Raw genomic sequence first — 18,648 nt, 5'->3', positions numbered from 1 at the left:
ATGTCATGACGTCGGACGAATTTCTGGTGCAAGAGGTCCAGGCCCTGGCCGCCCGCCTGTCGGACGCCCGCGCCAGCGTCGAACGCCGTTTCGTGGGCCAGCACGAGGTGGTCGAACAGGTTCTTGCATCGATCCTGTCCGGGGGGCACGCGCTGCTGATCGGGCAGCCGGGCCTGGGCAAGACGATGCTGGTCGACACGCTGTCGACGGTTCTGGGCCTGGACAGCGCCCGCATCCAGTTCACGCCCGACCTGATGCCCGCCGACATCCTGGGGTCCGAGGTCCTGGACGCGCGGCCCGACGGAAGCCGGGCGTTCCGCTTCATCGAGGGGCCGGTCTTCACGCAACTCCTGATGGCCGACGAAATCAACCGCGCCAGCCCCCGTACCCAATCCGCCCTGCTGCAGGCCATGCAGGAGCGCGAGGTCACCATCAGCGGCCAGCACCGCCCCCTGGGCCGTCCGTTCCACGTCCTGGCCACCCAGAACCCGATCGAGCAGGAGGGCACCTATCCGCTGCCCGAGGCGCAGCTGGACCGGTTCCTGCTGCAGATCGACGTCGATTACCCGGACCGCGACACCGAACGCCAGATCCTGATCGCCACCACGGGGCTGGAGGATGACACCCCGCACGCGGCCTTCACCCCTGACCAGCTGATCGCGGCACAGCGCCTGATCCGCCAGATGCCCGTGGGAGAGACCGTGGTCGAGGCGATCCTGGACCTTGTCCGCGCCGCCCGCCCCGGCGCACCCGAGGCCGCGTCCTTCGTCACCGATGCGCTGACCTGGGGGCCGGGTCCGCGCGCCGCGCAGGCGCTGATGCTGGTCAGCCGCGCGCGTGCCGTGCTGAACGGCCGCTATGCGCCGACGCTGGACGACGTGGCCGCGATGGCGGCGCCCGTGCTGCGGCACCGCATGGCGCTGTCCTTCGCTGCCCGGGCACGCGGAGAGACGGTCGACGCGGTGATCGGCCGCCTGCTGGACGACCGCATCGGCACCCGTCGCGCCGCATGAGCGTGACGCCCACCGATCTGCGCGCGCGGGCCGAAGGGGTCGCCGGGCATCTGCCCGGCCTGATCCTGTCGGCCGAACGGCTGGCCGCGATGGTAGCCCCGGGCGCCCATGGCCTGCGCCGCGCCGGTCCCGGAGAGGATTTCTGGCAGTACCGCCCCGCGGGCGCGGGCGACGGGGCGCGCAGCATCGACTGGCGGCGGTCCGGCCGGTCGGACAGCCAGTTCGTGCGCGACCGCGAGGCGCAGACGGCGCAATCCGCCGCCCTGTGGCTGTCGCGCGCGCCCGGCATGGATTTCACCGGCGGGCCCGACCGCCCGACCAAGGCCGAACGCGGTCAGATCCTGACGCTGGCGCTTGGCATGCTGATGCTGCGCGGGGGGGAAAAGGTCGGGCTGCTGGGCCAACCCGCACGGGCCGGCCGCATCCAGGCCGACCGCCTGGCAGAACAGCTGGCCACGGGTACCGCCGCCGAGGATGCCGCCCCGGCCCACGCCCTGCGACCGAACCTGCGGGTGGTGATCCTGTCGGATTTCCTGACCGATCCGGGCTGGGTTGCGGACCTGCTGGGGCAGGCGGCGGGCCTGGGCCTGTCGGGCCTGCTGTTCCAGATCCTGGACCCGCACGAGGCGCATTTCCCCTATGACGGCGCGGTCGAGTTCCGCTCTGGCAGCCTGCGGCATGACAGCCGCGATGCCGGCGGGCTGCGCGCGGCCTATCTGGCCCGGCTGGCCGAACGACAGGCCTGGCTGGAGGGGCAGGCGCGGCGGGCAGGCTGGCAGTTCGGCACGCATCTGACGGACGCCGACCCCGCACAGGCGCTGAACTGGCTGTGGCAGGCACTGGGGCAGGGGGCGCGCTGATGCTGCTGCTGGGGCCCTTGGGTTTCGCCGCGCCATGGCTGCTGGGCGCGCTGATCGCGCTGCCGGTCTTGTGGGTGATCCTGCGCGCCATGCCGCCCGCGCCGCGGCGGGTGATCTTTCCGGGCGTCGCCCTGTTGGCAGGGCTTGTCGATCGCGCGCCCATCGCCAGCCGCACGCCATGGTGGCTGCTGCTGATCCGTTTGGCGGCGGTGGCGGCGGCGATCCTGGCCTTTGCGGGGCCCGTCTGGCGCCCCGTGGTGCAGCCCGCGGCCGACGGGCCATTGCTGATCGTGATGGATGCAGGCTTTGCCGCCGCGCCCGATTGGGCGGCCCGCCAGACACGCGTCGAAACCGCCCTGACGGATGCCGCCGCCGCGGGTCGGCCCGCGGCATTGCTGATGGCCGACGGACGGGGTCAGGGCGCACTGGCGTTCCAGCCCGCCGATGCCCTGCTGTCCGGCCTGCGCGCGGCGCAGCCGCAACCCTGGTCGACGCGTCTGCCCGACGATCCGGGCGCCACGCTGGCCGATGCGCCGGAGGGGTCGCTGTCGACGCTGTGGATCGCGGACGGGACCGATCATCCGAACCGCGCGGCTTGGCTGGCGGCCCTGGCGGATCGCGGCACGGTGACGGTCGTGCCGCCCGCGCGTCCGCTGCGGACGCTGGCGCTGGCTGCGGGCGACACGCCGTCGCTGACGCTGACCTCGGTCGATGATGCCGCCCCGGCGATCCAGGCCATCGGCCCCGATCCGCAGGGGATCGAGCGTGCGCTGGCCAGCCTCACGCCCGGCGACGCGACGGATGCCGACGGGTTGACCGTCCGCCCCGTGGCCATCGACCTGCCGCCCGAACTGCGCAACCGGATCACTCGCTTTCAGATCGAGGCCGAGACCCATGCCGGCGCGGTCGTTCTGGCGGATGACCGCGTGCGCCGCCGCAAGGTGGCCCTGGTTGGCGATCCGCTGGCCGAAGGCCAGCAGCTGTTGGCCCAAACCCACTACCTGCGCCAGGCGCTGGCCCCCACGACCGACTTGGTCGAAGGCGCCTTGGGCGATGTCCTGGACACCGCGCCCGACGTGATCGTGCTGGCAGATCAGGTGCAGCTGGCCGAGACGCTGGACCTGACTCAATGGGTGGCCGAAGGTGGGCTGCTGATCCGCTTTGCGGGGCCGCGCATGGCCGGTTACGACCGCCTGGCCGAAGAACCGCTGCTGCCCGTGGCGCTGCGCCAAGGCGGGCGCGACATCGGCGGTGCGCTGTCCTGGGGCGACCCGCGCGGGCTCGCGCCGTTCCCCGATGACGGTCCCTTTGCGGGCCTGCCCGTGCCGGATGATGTGTCCGTCCGCGCGCAGCTGATGGCCCAGCCCGCGCCCGATCTGGCGGGGCGCACGATCGCGTCGCTGTCCGACAACACGCCGCTGATCACCCGCGACCGGCTTGGCCAGGGGCAGGTCGTGCTGGTCCATGTGACGGCCAATGCCGAATGGTCGAACCTGCCGCTGTCGAGCCTGTTCCCGCAGATGATGGAGCGCCTTGTCGCTACCGCCCGCCTGTCACCCTCCGAGGCTGCGACCGAGGACCTGACTCAACCCTTTTGGACGCCCGAGGCCGTGCTGGACGGGTTCGGGCGTCCCGCCGAGGCCCAGGGCCTGACCCCGGTGCCCGCCGCCGATCTGGCGCAGGGGACGGGCCCCGACCGCCCCGCGGGCATCTATGCGGCGGGCGAGCGGCGCCGGGCGCTGAACGCGGGCGGTCCCTTCGTGCGGGCGACCTGGCCCGGCGCCACGGTCGAGGCCGTCGCCGCCACGCCGGGACGCGACCTGAAGGGCGCGCTGCTGGCCGCGGTGGCGCTGCTGCTGGCGTTGGATGCCATCGGGTCGGCTTGGCTGGGGCGCGGACGCAGGCGAGGGGCCATGGCGGCGGTCGCGCTTGTTTTGGCGACGCTGCCGGGCCCGCGGGCGCAGGCGCAGGACCTGGACCCCGATCTGATGCGGGCCGCGGCCGACGTGGCGCTGGCCTATGTCGTGACGGGCGACGCGCGGATCGATCAGGCTTCCGAACAGGGTCTGACCGGGCTGTCGCAGGCGCTGCGCAGCCGCACCTCGGTCGAGCCGGGACAGCCGATCGGGATCGATTTGGACCAGGACGACCTGTCGCTGCTGACGTTCCTGTATTGGCCCATCACCGATGCACAGCCCGCGCCCGGACCGCAGGCCTATCTGCGGCTGAACGCCTTTCTGCGGTCGGGGGGAATGATCCTGTTCGACACCCGCGACGGCGACATCGCGGGTGTCGGCGGCCCCGACATGTCGCAGGCGCTGCGCCGCCTGGCCGCGCCGCTGGACATCCCACCCCTGGCGCCCATTCCCGATGATCACGTGCTGACGCGGACATTCTACCTGCTGGACGACTTTCCAGGCCGCTGGCAGGGCAATCCGGTCTGGGCCGAGGCCCCGACCGTCTCGTCCCAGGCCGAGGCCGGCGTGCCGTTCCGCCAGCTGAACGACGGCGTCAGCCCGGTCATCATCGGCGGCAATTCCTGGGCCGAGGCCTGGGCGGTCAACGCCGACGGCTATGCCGCCTATCCCATCGGACAGGGCTGGGAGGGTGACCGCCAGAGAGAGATGGCGGCCCGGTTCGGCGTGAACCTGGTGATGTACGTGCTGACCGGAAACTACAAATCCGACCAGGTGCATGTGCCCGCCCTGCTGGACCGCCTGCGAACCGAGGAGATCCTGGCACCATGACATCCCTGACCCAGCTGCGGTTCGACCCGGCCCTGCCGTGGTGGGCCATCGGCATGCTGGCCGCGCTGGCGGTGCTGGTCGCGGCCTTCGCGCTGTGGCGCGGGCTGCGGGGCTGGGCATGGCGCGGCTTGGCGGGGCTGGCGGCTGCGCTGGCTCTGGCCGGGCCGGCGTTGGAACTGGGCACGCGTGCGGCCCTGTCCGACATCGTGATCCTGCTGGATGACCGCTCTGCCAGCCAGGCCCTGCCGGGGCGCGCCGCGCAGGTCGATCAGGCGGTGGACGACCTGTCCGCGGGCATCGCCGCATTGCCCGGCACCGACCTGCGTCGCGTGACCGTGGGCGACAGCGATGACGGCACGGCGCTGGCCACCGCCCTGTCGCGCGCCATCGCCGCTGAACCCGAGGCTCGGCTGGCCGGGGTGATCGCCGTCACCGATGGCCGCCTGCACGACCCGCAGATGCTGCCGCAGGGGATGGCGGCGCCGCTGCACGTGCTGCTGACCGGTCAGCCGCAGGACTGGGACCGCCGCCTGGTGATCGAGGAGGCCCCGGCCTTTGGCCTGATCGGGCAGGAGGTCACCATCCGCCTGCGCGTCGAGGATCAGGGCCTGGTCCCCGAGGCCAGCCGCACCGGCAGCGTCACCCTGCGACTGTCCGTGGACGGCGAGGACGAGCAGACCGTCGCCGTGCCCCTGAACACCAGCCTGTCCCTGCCGGTGACGCCCGGCCATGCCGGCCAGAACGTCGTGCAGATCGCGCTGGACGACGCACCCGGAGAGCTGACCGACCGCAACAATGCCGCCGCCATCAGCATCAACGGCGTGCGTGACCGCCTGCGTGTGCTGCTGGTATCCGGAGAGCCCCATGCGGGTGAGCGTACCTGGCGCAACCTGCTGAAATCGGACGCCGCGGTCGACCTGATCCATTTCACCATCCTGCGACCGCCCGACAAGTTCGACGGCGTCCCGGTGGACGAGCTGTCGCTGATCGCGTTTCCGACACGAGAGCTGTTCCTGGAACGGATCGATGATTTCGACCTGATCATCTTTGACCGCTATAGCGTGCGGGGCATTCTGCCGCCCGAATACTACATGAACATCGCCCGATACGTCGAGGAAGGCGGCGCGATCCTGGTGTCGGCCGGCCCCGAAATGGCGTCGGTCGAAAGCCTGAACCTGTCGCCTCTGGGGCCGATCCTGCCTGCGCGGCCCACCGGTCGCGTCATCGACCAGCCGTTCACGCCGCGCCTGACCGATGACGGGCGGCGCCATCCGGTGACCGCGGGCCTGGGCGGCCCCGATCCCGACGCTCCCGATTGGGGCCGCTGGCTGCGCCTGTCCGAGGTCACGCCCACAAGCGACGCCCAGGTCGCCATGACCGGGGCCGAGGACAAGCCGCTGCTGATCCTGGACCGGGTCGGAGAGGGGCGCGTCGCGTTGTTGACGTCGGACCAGGTCTGGCTGTGGGGGCGCGGGTTCGAGGGGGGCGGCCCGCAGCTGGAGTTGCTGCGCCGCATCGCCCACTGGTCGATGAAAGAGCCCGAGCTGGAGGAGGAAGCCCTGCTGGCGGATGTCCGCGACGGTCTGGCCGTCCGGTTCACCCGCCGCACGATGCAGGACAGTGCCGGGCCGCTGCAGGTCACCGCCCCCGACGGAAGCATCAGCCAGGTCCCGTTGGCCGCCGACGGGCCGGGCCGGTTCGTCGCGGACTGGACCGCGCCCGAACCCGGCCTGTACCGCCTTGCGGATGGCGACATGCGCCGCGTGCTGGCGCTTGGCCCCGCGGCGCCCCGCGAATTCGAGGAGACGGTGGCCGACGCGCCCCTGCTGACACCCTTGGTCGAGGCCAGCGGCGGTTCGGTCCAGCGCCTGTCGGACGGCGTGCCGGACCTGCGCCAGACGCGTGCGGGCCGGGCGGCCAGCGGCGATGGCTTGGGCGGCCCCTGGATCGGCGTCACCCCGCGCGATGCCGCGACCGTCACCGGCCTGGACCGCAGGCCGCTGCTGCCCGGATGGGCATGGCTGGCGCTGATCGCGGGGTTGATCCTGACCGGCTGGCTGGCCGAGGGGCGGCGCCGTCCCGCCTGACCCGCTTGCCATCCGGCCCCCCGGTTGGTAACCCCGACGAAACCGTCTCAAGGAACGCAAATGGCTGACGACACGCGCAATCCCGCCCCCTATACCGAGGCCGACCTGTCGCTGATCAAGCGGATCATCCCCCACCGCTATCCCTTCCTGTTCATCGACAAGGTGCGCGACATCGTCCCGTTCGAGAGTGCGGTGGGCATCAAGAACGTGACCAGCAACGAGCCGCATTTCCAGGGGCATTTCCCCAACCACCCGATCATGCCCGGCGTGACCATCATCGAGGCGATGGCCCAGACCGCGGCCGTCGTGGTGGGCATCAGCATGAACGTCATCGACGAGGAAATGCAGACCTATTTCATGGGCATCGACAACTGCAAGTTCCGCCGCATGGTCGTGCCGGGCGACGTTCTGGAACTGCATTGCCGCGCCATCCGCGGCGGCGGCAAGATCTGGAAGTTCGAGGGCAAGGCCATGGTCGACGGCCAGCTGTGCGCGTCGGCGGAATACACCGCGATGATGGCCCGTAAGGATGGCTGATGCCCTGATCCACCCTTCGGCCGTGATCGAACCCGGCGCCCAGATCGGCGCAGGGGTGCGCATCGGCCCGTTCTGCGTGGTCGGACCCAAGGTCCGGCTGGCGGACGGGGTGGAGCTGAAATCCCATGTCGTCGTGACCGGCGACACCTCGGTGGGCGAGGGGACGGTGATCTTTCCCTTCGCAAGCATCGGAGAGGTTCCCCAGGACCTGAAGTTCAAGGGCGAGGACGTCCGCCTGCAGATCGGCGCCCGCAACCGCATCCGCGAATACGTGACGATGAACCCCGGCACCGCCGGCGGCGGCAGCGTCACCACCGTGGGCGATGACGGGCTGTTCATGGCGTCCAGCCATGTGGGCCACGACTGCCGGATCGGCGACCGGGTGATCCTCGCCAACAGCGTGGCCATAGCGGGCCATTGCGTGCTGGAGGATGACGTGATCGTGGGCGGGTTGTCGGGCGTGCATCAATGGGTCCGCATCGGCCGCGGCGCGATGATCGGGGCGGTGACGATGGTGACTGCCGACGTGATCCCCTATGGCCTGGTCCAAGGACCGCGCGGGCACCTGGACGGCCTGAACCTGATCGGGCTGAAGCGTCGCGGCGCGACCCGGTCCGACATCACGGCGCTGCGGTCCCTGCTGGGCGACCTGGGTCGCGGATCCTTCCGCGATACGGCCCGTACGCGTGCCGAGGCGCAGGTGACCGGCATGGAGCGCGACGTGCTGGACTTCATCCTTGGGCCGTCCGACCGCAGCTTTCTGGCGCCCAAACCCGAATGAGCCGGATCGCCATCATTGCGGGGCAGGGCGCCCTGGCCCCGGCTGTTGCCGACTGCCTGGACGATCCGTTGGTCTTCGCCTTGCCGGGCTTTGCCCCGGACGGCCTGGCCGCCACGACGTTCCAGCTGGAACGTCTGGTACCGTTTCTGGATGATCTGCATGCCAAAGGGGTGACCCGCGTGGTCTTTGCCGGCGCGATCCGCCGGCCGCGGCTGGACCCCGAGGCGTTCGACCCGCGCACCGCGCAGCTTGTCCCCCGCATCCTGACCGCCATGCAGTCGGGCGATGACGCGGCGTTGCGAACAGTCCTCGACATTTTCGAAGAGAATGACCTTACGGTTTGTTCCGTCAGCGAAATTGCGCCTGATCTTATCCCGGAGGAAGGCATCCTGACCGGAGAGCCGACCGATGCTGACCGCAGGGACGCGGGCCGGGCCGCGCGGATTCTGGCCCAGACCGGGCCGCTGGATCTGGGTCAAGGGGCGGTCGTCGCGCAGGGCCTGTGTCTGGCATTGGAAACGCTGCCTGGCACTGCCGCGATGCTTGATTTCGCTGCGCGTCATGCCGAGCTGCGCCCCAATCCCAAAGGCGCCCGCGGTGTCCTCTACAAGGCGCCGAAGCCGGGACAGGATCTGCGCATCGACCTGCCGACCCTTGGGCCCGACACGGTGGATCAGGCCGTATCGGCGGGACTTGCCGGCATTGCCTGGGCGGGGGGACAGGTGATCCTGCTGGACCGCCCCGAAATGGTGCGCCGTGCACAGGCGGCGGGCCTGTTCCTGTGGGCGGCAGGCGGGCTGGACTGAAAAGGCTGGCCCTTTCGCGTCGGTCCCAATACCCATGACTTGGCAGTAACAAGGCGGCACGGCATGCGTTATTTCCTGATCGCGGGCGAGGCTTCGGGCGACCAGTTGGGCGCCGCGCTGATGGCGGGACTGCGGCAGCTTGATCCGCAGGCGGAGTTCCTGGGCGTCGGCGGCCCCGCGATGACACCCCTTGGCCTGACTAGCCTGTTCCCCATGGACGAGCTGTCGATCATGGGCATCTGGGAGGTCCTTCCGAAATACCGCCACCTGAAACGCCGCATCGCGCAGACCGCACAGGCGGTCATCGATGCCGCCCCCGACGTCCTGATCACCATCGACAGCCCCGATTTCGGCCTGCGCGTCGCACGTCTGGTCCGTGCGCAGCGTCCCGACCTGCGGACGGTGCATTACGTCGCGCCTTCGGTCTGGGCCTGGCGGCCGGGGCGGGCGCTGAAGATGGCGCAGGTGATCGATCACGTGCTGGCGATCCTGCCGTTCGAACCGCCGCTGATGCAGGCCGCGGGCATGACCTGCGATTTCGTGGGTCATCCCGTCGCCACCGCCGACGTGGCCGGCCCGGACGAGGCGCAGCTGTTCCGCAACGCCCATGGCATCGCGCCCGACGCGCCGGTGGTCCTGTGCCTGCCCGGTTCGCGCCGCGGAGAGGTCACCCGCCTTGGCCCGCGCTTCGACGAGGCGCTGATCCGCCTGCGGGACCGCGTGCCCGAGGTCCGCGTTGTCCTGCCGACGGTTCCGGGCGTGTCCGGGATGGTCCGCGACATGATCCGCCGCTGGCCCACAGCCCCCATCGTGATCGAGGAGCCGGATGAGAAGCGCGCCGCCTTTGCCGCCGCCGATCTGGCGCTGGCGGCGTCGGGGACCGTCAGCCTGGAACTGGCGGCCAACCGCATCCCGATGGTCATCGGCTATGACATGGCGCCGCTGTCGCGCCTGATCGTGGGGGCGCTGCTGCGCACCGACACCGTCACGCTGGTCAACCTGGTCAGCGAGACGCGCGCCGTGCCAGAGTTCCTTGGCAGCCGCTGCCAGCCGGGCCCCATGGCGCAGGCGCTGCAGGACGCGCTGGAGAACCGTGCAAAGCGGGGTGCCCAACTGGACGCCATGGACCTGACCATGGACCGCTTGGGCAAGGGGGGAGAGGCGCCGGGCCTGCGCGCGGCGCGCTCTGTCCTTCAGGCGATCACAGGACCGCGGTGACGATGATCTCGACCGCGTAGTCGGGGGTCGCCAGCGCGGATTCGCCGGTGGCGCGGGCGGGCGTGTGGCCCTGGGGCACCCAGGTATCCCAGACGGCGTTCATCTCGGCGAATTTCGCCATGTCGGCCATCCAGATCTGGGCAGAGACGATGCGGGTCTTGTCGGTCCCGGCCTGCGCCAGCAGCGCGTCGATCTGGTTCAGGATCGCGGTGGTCTGGTCCGTGACCGAGGTGCCCGGCTCTCCGACCTGGCCTGCCAGAAAGACGAAGCCGTTGGCGATGACCGCCTGGCTCATCCGCGGGCCGGTTTCCAGACGCTTGATATCGGTCATGATGCTCTCCTTTGGCGATATGCGCGCGGACGCTATACGGGGGGCGCGGGGGCGGCAAGGCGGGTTGCGGACGTTCCGGTTGCGTTCTATCCTGCGCCCATGTCCGACCTGTCCCCCTTGCCCGCCATGCCCGGCCAGCGCCTTGCGCGTGGCACTGGGCGGCTGCTGCGCAGCCTCGATCACGCGGTGCTGACCGAGTTCACCCCCGCCCGGGGCCTGCGCGTCGACCTGATCAGCCTTGGCTCTAAGGGAGAGCTTTGGGTCGTCGAATGCAAAAGCTGTCGCGCCGATTTTCAGGCCGACCGCAAGTGGCAGGGGTACCTTGACTGGTGCGACCGGTATTTCTGGGCGGTCGACTGCGACTTTCCGACCGATCTGCTGCCCGATGACACCGGCCTGATCCATGCCGATGCCTTCGGCGCCGAGATCACCCGCATGGCCCCCGAACATCGCCTGTCGGGTCCGCGCCGCACCAAGGTGCAGCGCGACTTTGCGCGGGCCGCAGCCCTGCGGTTGCAGGTGATGTGCGACCCGGGCGCGCTTATCGCCGGGGCTTCTTAGGCTTGCCGCCCTGTGCCATGGCGCGGGCGGCCTCGGCCGCGGCCATCAGCTCTTCGGCGATCTCGGTCGCCTCCTCGGGGTCGAAGTCCATCGGCAGGTCCACGCCCTCTCCCTGCACATAGATCCGCACCATCCCAAGGTCGGTCGGGCCGATCTGGATGTTCGCGGTGATGTCGCTTTCGCTGTTGATGCCCATGGCTTGTCCTTTTGCGGTGAAACTTTCTGTATCGCGGACGCAATTTCACGGCAAGCGGGGCTTGCAACCCTGCGGACACGGGGCTAAAGAACCGCCCTGTGCCGCCTTAGCTCAGTTGGTTAGAGCGCTAGATTGTGGATCTAGAGGTCCCCCGTTCAAGCCGGGGAGGCGGTACCATTAAATCAGTGACTTAGCCAATTTTACAGGCCAGCTTTGATGGTCATGTAGAAGCTGTGTAGAACCATCCAGCACTCACGCCTGTTGCCGATAGGACTCAGGCCACATCGAAAGTGGTCGGGTCCACGTCCTTGGGGTCAGGTTCTTGAGCATCGAAGGTCTGCGACAGGCCCATGGCATCCCCGCCTGCTTTCGTCATGGCTAGGATGATCTCGGGGGTTGGATCACCGATGAATGAGGGAAACCGCCTGACGTAGAACGCTTGCCCCATCTGAGGCAGGACAAGCGGGTTCAACATGACAGCATCGGGCAGGATGGTCAGCCGAAAGCCCCCGGCAAAATCCCCCGTCACGCCCTCAAAAGCGCCATCCTTGCGAAAGTCAAAAGTCACCCACGCAAGGCATAGCTGCCGCCACAGGTATGAACCCGAGGGCAGCACTATTTCCGCCCCTTCGGGGTCCTTGGCAACCGTCCAGACGGACGCGCGCCGGGCCACGGGGTTGGACTTCATCGCGCGTTGCAAGGTGCTGTAGAATTGTCGGGCCTGCATCACTCACCCCCGTTCGGGATCGGCACAGCCGCACCGGCTGGCAACGATACATTGTCCCAGCCCGAAAGGGCCATGGCCGTGGCCAAGGGCACCCCAGACTGCACAAGAGACGACACGGCACGGGCACGGCCCGCCACGTCAGCCGTCATCAGGTCCTGCATGCCAAGGCGGGACACGCCGATCTTGGACAGTTCCGGGGTGATCATGCGGGACAGTGGATCAAGGGTCCCCAGGACAAACAGGCGGTAGGTTTCACGCAAGGCCCCGGCATTGCCCCCGGCATCATACAGGCTAGGCGGAATTCCAGCTGCCGCCAGAATACGGGCATGAACGTCCCGGCCAACCTCGGGCAGGCCCGCCTTTTGCAGGTCGGGGGTCAGGTCCACCCGTTTGAATTCGGCACGGACGCCCCCGGTATGGTGGCTGATTTCCTCTTTCGAGGTGACAGCCACTAGGCTGGACCCCGACCGCAGGCCAGCTAGGGCCGCGTTCTTCTGTTCCTCGGGTATGGTCGCAGGCACAGGCAACAGGCCCTTGCCCACGTAGGGCAGAGAACCCGCCAAGGTGCTTTCCACATCTGCCATGAGTGACGGCGACAGGCCCATGAAGGACAGCGGGGATCGGCCCAGCCACGGGGTATCCGGGGCCGAATTGATCCGCAGGGATAGTACTTCATCATCCAGACAGCGCACCGTGTCCGTGCCATTGGGCTGGGGAATGGTCAGATTCCACCGGCCCCCGTTGTACTGGTCCCAGAATGCGGCGCGGTGCAGGGTGATCCGGGACCCGTCCAAGCGGATTTGCCACGTAGACTGGCCCCGCCAGAACAGATCGGACCCGATGCAGCCCAGAATGTCAGGGGTCAGCACGTCCGAGGGTTCGGGTACTAGCTGGGCGAAGGATCGGGACCAGACGCCCGCACAGAGGCCCAGACTGGCCGACAGGACCGCTTGGCCCTCCGACTGTGCGGAACGTCTCTTTCCGTCAAGGTAGACTTGCGACACGCCAGCCGCGTGGGCACGGGCTTCGGTGCGGTTGAACAGCCATCGAAGCGGGTTCATTTGCGGACCTCCGATGCCAGCAAGGCCCCAGCCCCCGAGCCGTACAGAACGCCCATCATGGCCTCGCGGGTGACGGTGGTGTCCTGCATGGTCTGGGACTTGAATTCGCGCCGGGCCGGTTGCTGAATCAGCTGATAGACGGCCAGATTGAACACGGCCTGCACCACGTGCTGGGGCATGGGGTCAACCGGGGGCGTGGGGGCTTGCACAAGGCGGTACATCTGCCCCGCGCACAGGTCCAGATAGCCGCCACGATAGGCCACCTGCACAGGGTCCCAGCCCCTAAGGTGATCAGACCAGACTTCCGCCGTGATGGTGTCCGGGAACGGATAGCGGGGCCACCGGTACTCATGGGGATCATGGGCACGGACCAGCACTTCCCCGGATGCAATGCCGCGATAGGCCCGCCCGGTGAAGGTCTCAGCCATGTTCCAGCTGGCCGCGATGAACACCGCCGCTTGCTGTTCGGATGCCCCGGCCTCTAGGGCAACATCAGATGCCGAAATAAGCCCCACGGGGGCCGGATTCGGGGTGAAGGTGGCCTCTAGGAATTCGATCACGGCAGGAACCTCCGCATGGGGCGCGTGGGGCGGGTTTCGACATTGCGAAGGGACCGCAGCTCGGCTTGGCTGGCCTCATAGGCGGGCCGGGTCACGAAACTCAGTTCATAAAGCAGCAGCTGGGCCAGAACCCGGATCATCACGCCCGCATTGCCCGGTTCGGGGATCAGCTTTTCCGCATTGGGCACCACGTCCTTGGGGGGCACCCGAAAGCCGGGGGAAATGCCCTTGATCAGGCCCGACCCCAGCATGATCAGCAGGTCCGTGATATGGGTGGCCCGTTCCGCGCCCTCGGGGATCGTGGCAATAAACTCCAGAAAATCCTCGGTGTCGTTGAATCCGAGGGTGCCCGACAGCTTGGACGCAACAGGCTTGTCGAAGCTGTGGCCGACCAGCAAGTTCACGTCGCGGGCGGGGTCCTTCAAGGCATAGTCAAACGCCCCCGGCTTGATCGTCTCTTTCCGAACGGTGCCCCGGTCAGACAGGACGGCCAGTGCGTTGTAGGGGAAGCGCCCCACGATGGTGGGACGCTTGTTCTGTTGACGGACTTCCAGCCCGTCGAGGGAATAGACAGGCTGAAAATCCATGGATCACACCCGGTCTTGAACGCCGGTCAGGGCATAGAAATGGGTGTTCAGACGCTGCATCAGCACGTCCACGAAGGTGAACACGGTAAGGGCAACCTTACCCGTGCGGCTTTCCGAATACGGGTCCACGATCAGTTCCGGGGGACCCCAGGTCGGAATGAGGGCCAGCCCCTCGGGGGCACCGATGAACACGTTGGACGCGCCCTCTTCGGTCGCATCACGGGCGCCGGTCGGGCTGATTTGCGGCGACGTGATGGGCATGCCGACAGCCGCTTTCAGGCGTTCCAGCTGGGAAACAGCCGTGCCGCCAACCAGATCATCGGCCAGCGTCTGGAACAGGACGGGGGCACCGGCAATCTTCACCTTGTCCGTGCTGGCCAGCTTGCCGCTTTCCATGATGGACACGACAGCGGCCAGCAGCGTCGAGAACGTGGCTTTTTCGCCCAACTCTTGCACCCGGCCAGCATCCTCCAGCTGGGTCAGCAGGCCAGCGGGTTCATAGGTCAGGCCACCAGCGCCGTTGAACGCAGCATAGTCCACGGCCTCGCGGATCACGCCCGCCAGATCGCGGCGCAGGACACTTTCAAGGGCCGGGTTTTCCTTCATCGACTGCCGCGACAGCAGATAGCGGGCCGTTGCGGTGTGGATTTCCGGGGTTTTCGTAGTGGTCTGGATGGGTTCGGCATCCACGCCCTGACCTTCCCCAACCCAATGGGCGCGGGCACCAGCAACCATCTCGGGCCAGCTGGGACGCCCGGTCACCGCGACAGTGCGAAAGCCAAAGCGTTCTGCCGCGCTATCCGCGAACAGCCGTTCCAGTGCGGACATGACGGGGCGGGATGCCAGATTGCCCGCCTCGGGGGTGGCCGTGGTCACCAGCGCATCGGCCCGCTGTTCCATCGGTGCAAGAGCTTCCCACGGGATCAGGGTGCCCTTCCGCTGGCCAGCACCGTTCCGCTGTTCCAGTTCTTGGATCACTTCCGCCTCGCGGCCCGTGATCAGCTTCCCATCGGTCAGTGCCGACACAACGGACGCCAGTTCGAAGGACCGGCACTCGCGTTCAAAATCGGTGCCCGCCTTGTCCGTGGTCTGGATCGTGGCGCGTTCGGCATCCTCCAGCAGCACAGCCGCCCGGAATTCGACTTCCCCGCCTTCATAAGCGGTGGTGAGGGACCGCAGTTCGGTCACAGCCTCGGGGGACAGGTCGCCATCCGTGTTCTGGATTGCGGCCATGCGTTCGCGTTTCTTGGATTGTTCGATTTGGATTTTCTGTGATTTAAGCACGGTTCTAGTCCTTCGGTTTGCGTTAGATCGTACGCGATTAAATCGCGTGCAACATGTTGCACGGGATCAGCGGATGATGTCGTCGGGGGATAGACCGGCAGCCATCAGGAACGCCTTGCGGCCCTTGACGCGGGATCGCGCTTTGAGCCGTTCGGAACGGGTGTTTTTCGGGGGTGTTGCGTGGTGTTGCGCCTGCCGTGCCGCGTGTCCCTCAAGGACGGATTTGCGAGCGTGGCATGGCTGGCAAAGCCATTGCAGGTTATCGAGGGCGAACACGTCGCCCCCGGTTTCGGTCAGCTGACGTCGGGGGATTTTGTGATCGGCCTCCCCCGTTCTGGGGCCAGTCAGAAAGCACAGGACGCCGCACTTCTGGCACCGGAAAGCGGCCCGCATGGCGCAGGCTTGGCGGGTTTTCTGCCAGCGCGTCAGGTGAAGGATTTGGCCCGCCTTGGGCATGGGGGTCCGTGCCATCACAGGACCTCCACTTCATATTCGGTGGGGATCGCCTCGCGATCCTCAAGCATGGCGGAACAGCCCAGCACGAGGGCTTGGGCTAGGTCGATCCGGGACATGCGGGATGATTTGTCCAGCTGAGTGGCCCCGGTGAAGGAAACCCGGCAATCGGTTTCCCCAAGGGCCAATTCCAGCAGCTGGGACCGGTGCAGCTTCATGGCCCCGGCAAGGAACAGCTTGCGGGTGGCCAGAATGTCCGCATTCCCGTCCTTGGGGCCTTGGCCACGGAAACGGGGCCGCCATGGAATGCCCGCCCGCGACAGGGCCGTCAGCAGTTCCGCCGCGCGATACCGGTCGCAGGACACGCTTGCCACGGGGTGCGGCCCGATCTTTGCCGTCAGGGCCTCTAGGAATTCGGGCAGGTCCGTCACTTGGCCAGACGTGGTGATCAGGTCACCGGCATCATGGGCGGCACGATAGGCCCCGCCGCAGCCGTCCCGGTGGCCGCGTTCCTCTAGGGTGATGGGCTGGTCTGGAAAGGCCGCAATCAGGCGGATGAAACCCGACTGATACACGATCACAGCCGCCGTTTGGGCAGCTGGCCCGCCAAGGTCCAAGCCGATGAAACAGGGTTCGCCCGGCACCGGCCCGGCCTTTTCGTCATAGGCCGCTTGCAGCTGGGGCAGTTCGATCAGCAGTTCCTTGGCCGGGGTCTGCCGCACGTTCAAATTCCACGCCGCAAATTCGCGTTCCGTGCCAGCGGACTTGGCCTTTTCCCATTGGTCACGCATGAATTTAACGGACTTGATCGGGCCAAGGCCGGGGTTCGCCCGGTGCCATGTCTCGGGGGACCCGTAATCGTCGCCCGGCTGTGCCCCGTAGATCGTGACCGCCACGCCCTTAGGCGGGTTGTCGATCAGGTCATTATAGGCCCGGTTGGTGCCCCGCGTTCCGGTGGCCAGCATTTGGCCGTTCTCAATGGCCAGCGCGTCAACAAAGTTGTCGATCAGGGGGCGGTTGTCGGGCAGCAAGCCCGCTTCATCTATCATCGCCAAATGCAGGGACGCCCCGTGCCCGCTGTTCTTGGACCCGCTGTAGATGTCGCAACGTGCCCCGCCTTTGGTGCGGAAAAAGCCGGGGCTGGGGTGCTGGATTACTTTGGCTTCATCATCGCGCCCCACAGCTGCCAGCAATTCAATGGCGGCTTGAAAGATGAACATCGCATGCCGACCCGTGGGGGCCGCGATACCTGCCCGGCACATGGGAATGCAGATCGGGCTATCGGGCAGCATGAAGCCAAGCAGCAAGCAGGACAGGACTGCCGTCTTGCCTTGCTTCCGGGGGGTGCTGAAAATGCAGATACGGTGCGCAGGATCGTCACCGTCGCGGGCCAGAACCTGCCGCACATAAGCCTGTTGGAACGGGTCTAGCCGTAGGGGCTGGCCGCGCTTGGGTCCTGCCGTGAATACAAACCGGGCCTCCAGCCATGCAAAGAAAGCATCAGCCGGGGCCAGTTGCACCGGGGGGACAGCCGCACCCGCAGCCGTGTTCTTCTTTGGCAGACGCAAAAGCGCCATAGGTTCCTAGTCCTTTCGGACCGCTAGGAACCTCCATGTTCGGGTGCGGTGTGTTGCTGTGCGCTGAATCTAGGTCAGGTCGGGGTGATTTGGGAAGCCCCCCCCCGACGCAAATTGCACCAGCCCCCAAAAACGCCACCCCCAGGACGCCGCCAAAAACCGCCATCCAAAACGCCGCCAAGCAAGAGGGTCCCCCGCTCCTGCTTCGTTAGATGCTGGCCCTTCATCCTCCCCCGGCAGGGTTCCCTTAGCCGCCTGGCCGATGAGGGATGGGTTCTGGCAACCTGTGCAACAAATTGCGCCTGTCCGTGAGTTGCTGCGGTCCCGATGGGTGTTGTTCAACAGGACCGCAGCGCACAGCAACATAGGAGACGGTTGTCCAAGACCGTCACGGTTAGAATCCCAGAAGACCCCGAACGGTTCAACAGCAAAGCGCGGCGGTGGGCACAGCGTGGCACCAGAAGAAATGCATAGGCATTAGGGCGTTATGTGTATTGTAAAGGACGAACAGAGGAGTTCATTATGATTCGTCGTATTACATACGCAGTTGCTTGCCTTGCGGGTCTTTCTGCCTGCGCACCGACAAATGCACCGGTTGGCTATCAGTACTTATCAGCGCCTACACTCTGGAGTCGGCTGGAAGGTACAACCGATACTAAAGAAATACTCTTGCTAGAAGCTGAGCTAGCGTCTCGTGGTGAAACTCAATCGTCATCGGGGTCTGAGTATCTAGGTCGGCGGACAAGTGGGACAGTCGGAAGATCGGTCTATGCCCGCACAGCGCCTCGCACCGGCGACAGGAATTGTTCGGATTTTGCGTCGGGCGCAGCGGCGCAAAAGTTCTTTCTTGAGCAGGGTGGGCCGACAAGTGATCTGCATAATCTAGATGGCGACGGCGACGGAAACGCGTGTGATTGGGGATCAACTTTGAGAAGCAGCGTTCGGCAGAACCGTCAATACGTGGCAGCGCAGGCCGCAGCCACTCGTCGCGCTCAAGCCACCACTCGTCGGGTGCAAAGTTCAGGTCGTTGCTACGTAGGGCCGCGTGGGGGAACATACACCATTACGGCTAGTGGGAATAAGAACTATAGCGGCTGCTAAACACCGGTCGCGTCTAGCAGCGGGGGGCTATGGGGGGTTCTTCCTTCCCCGAGAGCCTTTCCCTTCCTTTCTCGAATCCTCGGGGGTCGCGTCCCTCTGCTAGTTCTTTGAACGAGGTTCTTATGTAATGTTCTCTGTATAAGAGATGGTGAGATTTCTCA

19 protein-coding genes and 1 tRNA gene are annotated in these 18,648 nt (G+C 67.0%); 11 read left to right on the top strand and 9 right to left on the bottom strand.

Features of this window, described 5'->3' with window-relative positions; all coding sequences use genetic code 11:
- The first annotated feature begins 5 nt into the window (after positions 1 to 5).
- From EOJ32_RS10140 to lpxB, 8 genes are all read left to right on the top strand, one after another.
- Positions 6 to 1,013, top strand: coding sequence for a MoxR family ATPase (locus EOJ32_RS10140; protein WP_045980722.1), 1,008 nt, complete (start codon positions 6 to 8; stop codon positions 1,011 to 1,013).
- Positions 1,010 to 1,873, top strand: coding sequence for a DUF58 domain-containing protein (locus EOJ32_RS10135; RefSeq protein WP_127898481.1), 864 nt, complete (start codon positions 1,010 to 1,012; stop codon positions 1,871 to 1,873). Before EOJ32_RS10140 ends, EOJ32_RS10135 begins: the two co-directional genes overlap by 4 nt.
- Positions 1,873 to 4,620: a DUF4159 domain-containing protein gene (locus EOJ32_RS10130; RefSeq protein WP_127898480.1), complete on the top strand. Its 2,748-nt coding sequence runs from the start codon at positions 1,873 to 1,875 to the stop codon at positions 4,618 to 4,620. The genes EOJ32_RS10135 and EOJ32_RS10130 overlap by 1 nt, the downstream gene beginning before the upstream one ends.
- Positions 4,617 to 6,707 carry a hypothetical protein gene (locus EOJ32_RS10125; protein WP_164871431.1) on the top strand — a complete coding sequence of 697 codons (2,091 nt, stop codon included), beginning with the start codon at positions 4,617 to 4,619 and terminating at the stop codon, positions 6,705 to 6,707. The genes EOJ32_RS10130 and EOJ32_RS10125 overlap by 4 nt, the downstream gene beginning before the upstream one ends.
- Before the next feature lie 60 nt (positions 6,708 to 6,767).
- Entirely contained in the window at positions 6,768 to 7,244 is a 477-nt protein-coding gene (fabZ, locus tag EOJ32_RS10120) for a 3-hydroxyacyl-ACP dehydratase FabZ (protein ID WP_045981419.1), read from the top strand.
- The gene (gene lpxA, locus EOJ32_RS10115) at positions 7,237 to 8,025 is read left to right on the top strand and encodes an acyl-ACP--UDP-N-acetylglucosamine O-acyltransferase (protein ID WP_127898479.1); all 789 of its coding nucleotides are present in this window, start codon (positions 7,237 to 7,239) and stop codon (positions 8,023 to 8,025) included. Before fabZ ends, lpxA begins: the two co-directional genes overlap by 8 nt.
- Positions 8,022 to 8,831: an LpxI family protein gene (locus tag EOJ32_RS10110; protein ID WP_127898478.1), complete on the top strand. Its 810-nt coding sequence runs from the start codon at positions 8,022 to 8,024 to the stop codon at positions 8,829 to 8,831. Before lpxA ends, EOJ32_RS10110 begins: the two co-directional genes overlap by 4 nt.
- A 63-nt stretch (positions 8,832 to 8,894) precedes the next feature.
- Positions 8,895 to 10,049 carry a lipid-A-disaccharide synthase gene (gene lpxB, locus EOJ32_RS10105; RefSeq protein WP_127898477.1) on the top strand — a complete coding sequence of 385 codons (1,155 nt, stop codon included), beginning with the start codon at positions 8,895 to 8,897 and terminating at the stop codon, positions 10,047 to 10,049.
- On the opposite strand, the gene EOJ32_RS10100 is transcribed toward lpxB, so the two are convergent.
- On the bottom strand, positions 10,033 to 10,380 hold the full coding sequence (locus EOJ32_RS10100) for a RidA family protein (RefSeq protein ID WP_127898476.1): 348 nt from the start codon (positions 10,378 to 10,380) through the stop codon (positions 10,033 to 10,035). The genes lpxB and EOJ32_RS10100 overlap by 17 nt on opposite strands.
- A 99-nt stretch (positions 10,381 to 10,479) precedes the next feature.
- On the opposite strand from EOJ32_RS10100, the gene EOJ32_RS10095 reads away from it, so the two are divergent.
- Positions 10,480 to 10,941 (top strand): MmcB family DNA repair protein, encoded by a 462-nt coding sequence (locus EOJ32_RS10095; RefSeq protein ID WP_127898475.1) that lies wholly within the window; start codon positions 10,480 to 10,482, stop codon positions 10,939 to 10,941.
- Here EOJ32_RS10095 and EOJ32_RS10090 read toward each other — a convergent pair.
- Positions 10,922 to 11,137, bottom strand: coding sequence for a DUF6324 family protein (locus EOJ32_RS10090; RefSeq protein WP_045999198.1), 216 nt, complete (start codon positions 11,135 to 11,137; stop codon positions 10,922 to 10,924). The genes EOJ32_RS10095 and EOJ32_RS10090 overlap by 20 nt on opposite strands.
- Before the next feature lie 100 nt (positions 11,138 to 11,237).
- Here EOJ32_RS10090 and EOJ32_RS10085 point away from each other — a divergent pair.
- Positions 11,238 to 11,314: transfer RNA gene (locus tag EOJ32_RS10085), tRNA-His, on the top strand.
- Between the two features lie 97 nt (positions 11,315 to 11,411).
- Here EOJ32_RS10085 and EOJ32_RS10080 read toward each other — a convergent pair.
- From EOJ32_RS10080 to EOJ32_RS10050, 7 genes are all read right to left on the bottom strand, one after another.
- On the bottom strand, positions 11,412 to 11,864 hold the full coding sequence (locus EOJ32_RS10080; protein ID WP_127898474.1) for a hypothetical protein: 453 nt from the start codon (positions 11,862 to 11,864) through the stop codon (positions 11,412 to 11,414).
- On the bottom strand, positions 11,864 to 12,925 hold the full coding sequence (locus EOJ32_RS10075) for a hypothetical protein (RefSeq protein ID WP_127898473.1): 1,062 nt from the start codon (positions 12,923 to 12,925) through the stop codon (positions 11,864 to 11,866). The genes EOJ32_RS10080 and EOJ32_RS10075 overlap by 1 nt, the downstream gene beginning before the upstream one ends.
- Positions 12,922 to 13,485, bottom strand: coding sequence for a hypothetical protein (locus EOJ32_RS10070; RefSeq protein WP_127898472.1), 564 nt, complete (start codon positions 13,483 to 13,485; stop codon positions 12,922 to 12,924). Before EOJ32_RS10070 ends, EOJ32_RS10075 begins: the two co-directional genes overlap by 4 nt.
- Complete coding sequence (locus EOJ32_RS10065) at positions 13,482 to 14,072, bottom strand: HK97 family phage prohead protease (protein WP_127898471.1); 591 nt, start codon at positions 14,070 to 14,072, stop codon at positions 13,482 to 13,484. Before EOJ32_RS10065 ends, EOJ32_RS10070 begins: the two co-directional genes overlap by 4 nt.
- A gap of 3 nt (positions 14,073 to 14,075) precedes the next feature.
- A complete protein-coding gene (locus tag EOJ32_RS10060; RefSeq protein ID WP_127898470.1) occupies positions 14,076 to 15,305 on the bottom strand; it encodes a phage major capsid protein in 1,230 nt (409 codons plus the stop codon).
- A 117-nt stretch (positions 15,306 to 15,422) separates the two neighbouring features.
- Positions 15,423 to 15,827 carry an HNH endonuclease gene (locus tag EOJ32_RS10055; RefSeq protein WP_127898469.1) on the bottom strand — a complete coding sequence of 135 codons (405 nt, stop codon included), beginning with the start codon at positions 15,825 to 15,827 and terminating at the stop codon, positions 15,423 to 15,425.
- A complete protein-coding gene (locus EOJ32_RS10050; RefSeq protein WP_164871430.1) occupies positions 15,827 to 17,329 on the bottom strand; it encodes a hypothetical protein in 1,503 nt (500 codons plus the stop codon). The genes EOJ32_RS10055 and EOJ32_RS10050 overlap by 1 nt, the downstream gene beginning before the upstream one ends.
- 579 nt (positions 17,330 to 17,908) lie before the next feature.
- On the opposite strand from EOJ32_RS10050, the gene EOJ32_RS10040 reads away from it, so the two are divergent.
- Positions 17,909 to 18,487, top strand: a complete 579-nt coding sequence (locus EOJ32_RS10040) for an excalibur calcium-binding domain-containing protein (RefSeq protein ID WP_127899356.1) — start codon at positions 17,909 to 17,911, stop codon at positions 18,485 to 18,487.
- Positions 18,488 to 18,648 lie beyond the last annotated feature (161 nt).

The sequence above is a fragment of the Paracoccus sp. Arc7-R13 genome, from assembly GCF_004010775.1.
In the GTDB taxonomy this organism is placed as follows: Bacteria; Pseudomonadota; Alphaproteobacteria; order Rhodobacterales; family Rhodobacteraceae; genus Paracoccus; species Paracoccus marcusii.
The sequence above is the reverse complement of the archived record's forward strand: the minus strand, read 5'-3'. Positions and strand labels throughout refer to the sequence as shown.

Coding starts and splice junctions, on each gene's coding strand:
- EOJ32_RS10140 (WP_045980722.1), top strand. CDS start 6: ATGACGTCGGACGAATTTCTGGTGCAAGAGGTCCAGGCCCTGGCCGCC.
- EOJ32_RS10135 (WP_127898481.1), top strand. CDS start 1,010: ATGAGCGTGACGCCCACCGATCTGCGCGCGCGGGCCGAAGGGGTCGCC.
- EOJ32_RS10130 (WP_127898480.1), top strand. CDS start 1,873: ATGCTGCTGCTGGGGCCCTTGGGTTTCGCCGCGCCATGGCTGCTGGGC.
- EOJ32_RS10125 (WP_164871431.1), top strand. CDS start 4,617: ATGACATCCCTGACCCAGCTGCGGTTCGACCCGGCCCTGCCGTGGTGG.
- fabZ (WP_045981419.1), top strand. CDS start 6,768: ATGGCTGACGACACGCGCAATCCCGCCCCCTATACCGAGGCCGACCTG.
- lpxA (WP_127898479.1), top strand. CDS start 7,237: ATGGCTGATGCCCTGATCCACCCTTCGGCCGTGATCGAACCCGGCGCC.
- EOJ32_RS10110 (WP_127898478.1), top strand. CDS start 8,022: ATGAGCCGGATCGCCATCATTGCGGGGCAGGGCGCCCTGGCCCCGGCT.
- lpxB (WP_127898477.1), top strand. CDS start 8,895: ATGCGTTATTTCCTGATCGCGGGCGAGGCTTCGGGCGACCAGTTGGGC.
- EOJ32_RS10100 (WP_127898476.1), bottom strand. CDS start 10,380: ATGACCGATATCAAGCGTCTGGAAACCGGCCCGCGGATGAGCCAGGCG.
- EOJ32_RS10095 (WP_127898475.1), top strand. CDS start 10,480: ATGTCCGACCTGTCCCCCTTGCCCGCCATGCCCGGCCAGCGCCTTGCG.
- EOJ32_RS10090 (WP_045999198.1), bottom strand. CDS start 11,137: ATGGGCATCAACAGCGAAAGCGACATCACCGCGAACATCCAGATCGGC.
- EOJ32_RS10080 (WP_127898474.1), bottom strand. CDS start 11,864: ATGCAGGCCCGACAATTCTACAGCACCTTGCAACGCGCGATGAAGTCC.
- EOJ32_RS10075 (WP_127898473.1), bottom strand. CDS start 12,925: ATGAACCCGCTTCGATGGCTGTTCAACCGCACCGAAGCCCGTGCCCAC.
- EOJ32_RS10065 (WP_127898471.1), bottom strand. CDS start 14,072: ATGGATTTTCAGCCTGTCTATTCCCTCGACGGGCTGGAAGTCCGTCAA.
- EOJ32_RS10060 (WP_127898470.1), bottom strand. CDS start 15,305: ATGGCCGCAATCCAGAACACGGATGGCGACCTGTCCCCCGAGGCTGTG.
- EOJ32_RS10055 (WP_127898469.1), bottom strand. CDS start 15,827: ATGGCACGGACCCCCATGCCCAAGGCGGGCCAAATCCTTCACCTGACG.
- EOJ32_RS10040 (WP_127899356.1), top strand. CDS start 17,909: ATGATTCGTCGTATTACATACGCAGTTGCTTGCCTTGCGGGTCTTTCT.